The 1,845-nt window shown below is 54.5% G+C and carries 1 protein-coding gene; it reads right to left on the bottom strand.

Annotated features, from left to right (window positions below; genetic code table 11):
* Positions 1-262 precede the first annotated feature (262 nt).
* On the bottom strand, positions 263-1,699 hold the full coding sequence (locus GZ1_RS17640; RefSeq protein ID WP_060789010.1) for a DDE-type integrase/transposase/recombinase: 1,437 nt from the start codon (positions 1,697-1,699) through the stop codon (positions 263-265).
* Positions 1,700-1,845: the final 146 nt, after the last annotated feature.

Here is a 1,845-nt window from a genome sequence, read left to right as displayed (position 1 = left end):
TAGCGTCAAAAGTTCTATGAAAACTCCACACAGATCATCCCATTGAGCATCGTGGGGCATGCGGAGGGCCGGATTCGCCCTTGACCAACACCCGCCAAAGGTGCGGAAGAGTCATCAAGGGCGACGGGGACAAAAAGAAGGCAATAAGAAAGCCGCCCTTGCCATGACCGAATTTTACCTTTGGCGGTGTTCGGTTGGTCAAGGGTTCGCTTCGCCGAATCCGGCAGGAGTTCTGTTCAACGGGCTCCGGCGGACAAAAAAGTCAGGCCGCCTCTTGTTGGAGAAACGCTTGTGCCATGGCGATGAGCTTCGTCCACCGGGCCGGCATATGCGGAAGATCCGCCAGTTCCGGGATGACGACCGGGACCCGGCCTTCGAGTGCGCTATGCGGGCGCAGGAAGTTGAAATACGCCACAAACAGCGTCACAAAGGACACCGAGCCTTCTTCCGCACCAAACCCATGGGTCGGGCGGTAGTTGCCTTTAAAGGTCCGGTTGAATCGCTCGATGATCTGTTTGAGAGGGCGAAACTCTTCCGAGACCGGATCTTCGTTGGTTAGGCCGATCACCTGGCGGACGTCAAACGAAATCCCGTGCTGGGCGAAGAAGTGTTGCGCCAGCCGGTAAATCGGGTTGCCATCCACGACAAACGACAAGTCGTCTGGGAGGGACGGCAGCTTCCGCAGGACATCATCGATGGCCTGGATGGCCGAGAGCGTGTCTCGGTTGGGCGAGACGCGATACGACAGCACGATCTTTTTGACGGCATCGAACATAAAGAACAGGTAATGCCAGCGCCCTTTGACGCGAATATACGTCTCGTCCCCGCAAAACGAACCGGACAGCTCATACGGGAACCGGTCGACAAAGGGCTTGATCCAAAGCGCGGCGCTGTTGGCGTAGTTGAGCACCGTCTGATGGGAGATCGAGACGCCATGGATGTCCTTCATGGCGGCGGCGGTCTCCCTCGAGGACATCCCAAAGTTGACGTAGTACGTCAACACGAGCCCCAACACGTGCGGCGACGCAGCCAGCCGGGACAAATCGACCTTCGGTTGGATGGGCGACGAGGAAGCCAACGGGAGAAAGTCAAACAAGAACTCTCGAAACAAATACCGCACCTTGAAGGCTTGAGGATCCTGTTGAAACTGTTGGCGCTCCTTCTTGGTCATCCGGCGAAGGTTGGCCTGGTAAAACGGGCAATCGTTGTTCTTGCACTTATAGATGTGGTATTCTTTGCGTTCCTTGATTTTTTCCAGCGTCTTTTTGCAGTGCGGGCAGCGAAAGACCGCTTGCTTGGTGAACCGGTTCCGGTGGTTGAACCGGCACTGGCACACTTTGCATTGGTATTGCCCGTTTCCGCCGTTATTGGCGTACAGGTAAGAAGAGGGAGCCTGGCAGCGAGGGCAGGTCAACGAATCCGGAACACGGTGTTTCGCCTTCGCGCGGCGCTGGATGGGCCGCAAAGGACGTCCGTGCTGGGCTTCGTAGTCCGCCAACAGCTTCCGGTAATCAAAGGTTTCCGGCACATCGATGATCGGAAGGTCATCGACCTGAAGTTTTCGGTACGGTTTTTGGACGAGTTCGTCCAAGTCCTTACGATTCAGGGATTTTCCCACGATCACACCCATCAAATACACAATGATTTGATATTGGGCCTTGATGATTTGAAGCAAATAGGCTAATAATTGAGGTAACAAGCTTGTCACTCCTTCTTTGTTTGGGCTGTTGAGTGTGTGGTTACCTCAATGATGGCCGAAAACAACGGGGGTGGCAAGCTTTTTTTCTTCCAACGGTTGAAACTCAGGAGAAAACCGTGAGTGTGGAGGATAAACTTTTGACAATA

The organism is Geobacillus zalihae NBRC 101842, from assembly GCF_001544135.1.
Lineage (GTDB): Bacteria > Bacillota > Bacilli > Bacillales > Anoxybacillaceae > Geobacillus > Geobacillus zalihae.
The sequence above is the reverse complement of the archived record's forward strand: the minus strand, read 5'-3'. Positions and strand labels throughout refer to the sequence as shown.